This is a genomic window from Micromonospora sp. NPDC050417 (genome assembly GCF_044458865.1).
Taxonomy (GTDB): Bacteria; Actinomycetota; Actinomycetes; order Mycobacteriales; family Micromonosporaceae; genus Micromonospora_G.
Window position 1 is genome coordinate 1 of the sequence record NZ_JBITIH010000057.1, and the last position, 5292, is coordinate 5292.

Genomic DNA, 5292 nt, shown 5'->3' on the forward strand with positions numbered 1-5292 from the left:
TTGTCCGGCGGCGTCCTACTCTCCCACACCCTCCCGAGTGCAGTACCATCGGCGCTGGAGGGCTTAGCTTCCGGGTTCGGAATGTAACCGGGCGTTTCCCCACCGCTATAACCGCCGTAACACTATCGACTTAACAAACAACCCAACAGGGTCTTGTTCGCTTGTCGGGAATCACACAGTGGACGCGTAGCACCTTAGTAATCAAGTCCTCGGCCTATTAGTACCGGTCAACTCAACCCGTTACCGAGCTTACATCTCCGGCCTATCAACCCAGTAGTCTAGCTGGGGGCCTTACCCCATTCACATGGGTGGGATACCTCATCTTGAAGCGAGCTTCCCGCTTAGATGCTTTCAGCGGTTATCCCTTCCGAACGTAGCCAACCAGCCGTGCCCCTGGCGGGACAACTGGCACACCAGAGGTTCGTCCGTCCCGGTCCTCTCGTACTAGGGACAGCCCTTCTCAAGTATCCTACGCGCACGGCGGATAGGGACCGAACTGTCTCACGACGTTCTAAACCCAGCTCGCGTACCGCTTTAATGGGCGAACAGCCCAACCCTTGGGACCTGCTACAGCCCCAGGATGCGACGAGCCGACATCGAGGTGCCAAACCATCCCGTCGATATGGACTCTTGGGGAAGATCAGCCTGTTATCCCCGGGGTACCTTTTATCCGTTGAGCGACACCGCTTCCACTCGCAAGTGCCGGATCACTAGTCCCGACTTTCGTCCCTGCTCGACCTGTCAGTCTCACAGTCAAGCTCCCTTGTGTACTTGCACTCAACACCTGATTGCCAACCAGGCTGAGGGAACCTTTGGGCGCCTCCGTTACATTTTAGGAGGCAACCGCCCCAGTTAAACTACCCACCAGACACTGTCCCTGAACCGGATCACGGTCCGAAGTTAGATACCCAAATCAACCAGAGTGGTATTTCAAGATTGCCTCCACCCATACTGGCGTATGGACTTCACCGGCTCCCACCTATCCTACACAAGCTAATTCGGATACCAATGTCAAGCTATAGTAAAGGTCCCGGGGTCTTTCCGTCCTGCCGCGCGTAACGAGCATCTTTACTCGTAATGCAATTTCGCCGGGCCTGTGGTTGAGACAGTGGGGAAGTCGTTACGCCATTCGTGCAGGTCGGAACTTACCCGACAAGGAATTTCGCTACCTTAGGATGGTTATAGTTACCACCGCCGTTTACTGGCGCTTAAGTTCTCAGCTTCGCCCCCGAAAGAGCTAACCGGTCCCCTTAACGTTCCAGCACCGGGCAGGCGTCAGTCCATATACATCGAATTACTTCTTCGCATGGACCTGTGTTTTTAGTAAACAGTCGCTTCCCCCTGCTCTCTGCGGCCATACAACGCTCCACCCGCAAGGGGCTTCACGTCTCCGGCCCCCCTTCTCCCTAAGTTACGGGGGCAATTTGCCGAGTTCCTTAACCACAGTTCGCCCGATCGCCTCGGTATTCTCTACCTGACCACCTGTGTCGGTTTGGGGTACGGGCCGCTAAGAACTCGCTAGAGGCTTTTCTCGGCAGCATAGGATCACTGACTTCACCTGAATCGGCTCGGCATCACGTCTCAGCCTCAATATGTCGCGGATTTGCCTACGACACGGCCTACACGCTTACCCCGGCACAACCACCGGCCGGGCTCAGCTACCTTCCTGCGTCACCCCATCGCTTGACTACTACCCACCAGGTTCCCAACATCACCAACATCAGCCCGAAAGCCTCAATCAGATCCGGAAGTTAGCACAATGAGGTTCACCACGGACGCTCTTTCGCGGGTACGGGAATATCAACCCGTTGTCCATCGACTACGCCTCTCGGCCTCGCCTTAGGTCCCGACTCACCCAGGGCGGATTAGCCTGGCCCTGGAACCCTTGGTCATCCGGCGGAAGGGTTTCTCACCCTTCTTTCGCTACTCATGCCTGCATTCTCACTCGTGCCGCGTCCACAACTGGATCACTCCGCTGCTTCACCCGCGGCACGACGCTCCCCTACCCATCCACACACCTGCACACACCCCCAAAAGGGCACGCGAAGTAAAATGTGAATGCCACAGCTTCGGCGGTGTACTTGAGCCCCGCTACATTGTCGGCGCGGAACCACTTGACCAGTGAGCTATTACGCACTCTTTAAAGGGTGGCTGCTTCTAAGCCAACCTCCTGGTTGTCTATGCGACCCCACATCCTTTTCCACTTAGCACACGCTTAGGGGCCTTAGCTGGTGATCTGGGCTGTTTCCCTCTCGACTACGAAGCTTATCCCCCGCAGTCTCACTGCCGCGCTCTCACTTACCGGCATTCGGAGTTTGGCTGATTTCGGTAAGCTTGTGGGCCCCCTAGACCATCCAGTGCTCTACCTCCGGCAAGAAACACGCGACGCTGCACCTAAATGCATTTCGGGGAGAACCAGCTATCACGGAGTTTGATTGGCCTTTCACCCCTAACCACAGGTCATCCCCCAACTTTTCAACGTTGGTGGGTTCGGCCCTCCACGCGGTCTTACCCACGCTTCAGCCTGCCCATGGCTAGATCACTCCGCTTCGGGTCTAGGACACGCGACTGAACGCCCTATTCAGACTCGCTTTCGCTACGGCTACCCCACACGGGTTAACCTCGCCACATGCCACTAACTCGCAGGCTCATTCTTCAAAAGGCACGCCGTCACCCCTAAAGGCTCCGACGGATTGTAGGCGAACGGTTTCAGGTACTATTTCACTCCCCTCCCGGGGTACTTTTCACCATTCCCTCACGGTACTAGTCCGCTATCGGTCACCAGGAAGTATTTAGGCTTACCAGGTGGTCCTGGCAGATTCACGGCAGATTACAGGGGTCCGCCGCTACTCGGGAACATCCACAGAAGACCAGCCACTTTCACCTACCGGACTCTCACCGTCTACGGTTGGCTTTCCCACACCATTCGGCTAGCAACTGGCTTTATAACTTCTCGACCCAATGTCAGTTGAATCAGCAGAGTCCCACAACCCCAACCACGCAACCCCTGACAGGTATCACACGCAGCCGGTTTAGCCTCAATCCGCTTTCGCTCGCCACTACTCACGGAATCACATATTGTTTTCTCTTCCTACGGGTACTGAGATGTTTCACTTCCCCGCGTTCCCTCCATACACCCTATGTGTTCAGATGCAGGTGACAGCACATGACTGCTGCCGGGTTCCCCCATTCGGACACCCTGGGATCACAGCTTGGTTGACAGCTCCCCCAGGCCTATCGCGGCCTCCCACGTCCTTCATCGGCTCCTGGTGCCAAGGCATCCACCGTTCGCCCTTGACAACTTGACCACAAAGATGCTCGCGTCCACTGTGCAATTCTCAACAAACGACCAACCCACAACCCACAACCACCACACCAAACCCCACCACCAAAAAACCTTGGCTCCGGAGATCCGTTTGCAGTGACAGGCCATGCCTGGCAACCCGAAACAACAAACACACGTGTTTGTTCCTTCAGGACCCAACAGGGTGCTCATCATCCACCACCAGCCGCACCACCAACCACATTCCCACCCCACCAAAGCAGGGCTGTACTAGCAGTCAAAAGTGGCCGTTGCCGGCAACAAACTCACCAGTGTCTCCGCCATCGAGCACCCCACCACCACACTCGGATGATGCGGGCTCCTAACCCCCCTTCGGGGGCAGGTGCTCCTTAGAAAGGAGGTGATCCAGCCGCACCTTCCGGTACGGCTACCTTGTTACGACTTCGTCCCAATCGCCAGCCCCACCTTCGACGGCTCCCTCCACAAGGGTTGGGCCACCGGCTTCGGGTGTTGCCGACTTTCGTGACGTGACGGGCGGTGTGTACAAGGCCCGGGAACGTATTCACCGCAGCGTTGCTGATCTGCGATTACTAGCGACTCCGACTTCACGGGGTCGAGTTGCAGACCCCGATCCGAACTGAGACCGGCTTTTTGGGATTCGCTCCACCTCACGGTATCGCAGCCCATTGTACCGGCCATTGTAGCATGCGTGAAGCCCTGGACATAAGGGGCATGATGACTTGACGTCATCCCCACCTTCCTCCGAGTTGACCCCGGCAGTCTTCGATGAGTCCCCGCCATAACGCGCTGGCAACATCGAACGAGGGTTGCGCTCGTTGCGGGACTTAACCCAACATCTCACGACACGAGCTGACGACAGCCATGCACCACCTGTGAACGGCCCCGAAGGACCCGACATCTCTGCCGGATTTCCGCCCATGTCAAACCCAGGTAAGGTTCTTCGCGTTGCATCGAATTAATCCGCATGCTCCGCCGCTTGTGCGGGCCCCCGTCAATTCCTTTGAGTTTTAGCCTTGCGGCCGTACTCCCCAGGCGGGGCGCTTAATGCGTTAGCTGCGGCACAGAGAACCGGAGAGGCCCCCCACACCTAGCGCCCAACGTTTACAGCGTGGACTACCAGGGTATCTAATCCTGTTCGCTCCCCACGCTTTCGCTCCTCAGCGTCAGTATCGGCCCAGAGACCCGCCTTCGCCACCGGTGTTCCTCCTGATATCTGCGCATTTCACCGCTACACCAGGAATTCCAGTCTCCCCTACCGAACTCTAGCCTGCCCGTATCGGCTGCAAGCCCGCGGTTGAGCCGCGGGATTTCACAGTCGACGCGACAAGCCGCCTACGAGCTCTTTACGCCCAATAAATCCGGACAACGCTCGCACCCTACGTCTTACCGCGGCTGCTGGCACGTAGTTGGCCGGTGCTTCTTCTGCAGGTACCGTCACTCTCGCTTCGTCCCTGCTGAAAGAGGTTTACAACCCGAAGGCCGTCATCCCTCACGCGGCGTCGCTGCATCAGGCTTCCGCCCATTGTGCAATATTCCCCACTGCTGCCTCCCGTAGGAGTCTGGGCCGTGTCTCAGTCCCAGTGTGGCCGGTCGCCCTCTCAGGCCGGCTACCCGTCGTCGCCTTGGTAGGCCATTACCCCACCAACAAGCTGATAGGCCGCGAGTCCATCCCAAGCCGAAAAAACTTTCCACCCCCAGCCATGCGGCCAGAAGTCATATCCGGTATTAGCCCCCGTTTCCGAGGGTTATCCCAAAGCCTAGGGCAGGTTACTCACGTGTTACTCACCCGTTCGCCGCTCGAGTACCCCGAAGGGCCTTTCCGCTCGACTTGCATGTGTTAAGCACGCCGCCAGCGTTCGTCCTGAGCCAGGATCAAACTCTCCAACAAAAATCTGTGGAAAAAATGTCCCGACAACAAAAAGTTGCCAAAGGAATCCAAACCAACCAACCAATCCCCAAAGAGAAAGGCAAGCCGGCCCGGGAAAAAA

General features: G+C 57.1%; 3 rRNA genes. All 3 read right to left on the minus strand.

Annotated features, from left to right (window positions below):
• Positions 1–2: 2 nt before the first annotated feature.
• The 3 genes from rrf to ACIBF5_RS32550 all read right to left on the minus strand — a co-directional run bounded on the left by rrf (position 3) and on the right by ACIBF5_RS32550 (position 5192).
• Positions 3–119, minus strand: a 5S ribosomal RNA gene (gene rrf / locus ACIBF5_RS32540).
• 78 nt (positions 120–197) lie between these two features.
• Positions 198–3308 (minus strand): 23S ribosomal RNA (locus tag ACIBF5_RS32545).
• Between the two features lie 368 nt (positions 3309–3676).
• Positions 3677–5192, minus strand: a 16S ribosomal RNA gene (locus ACIBF5_RS32550).
• Together the 16S, 23S and 5S rRNA genes form the textbook arrangement of a ribosomal RNA operon.
• Between the last annotated feature and the right edge of the window lie 100 nt (positions 5193–5292).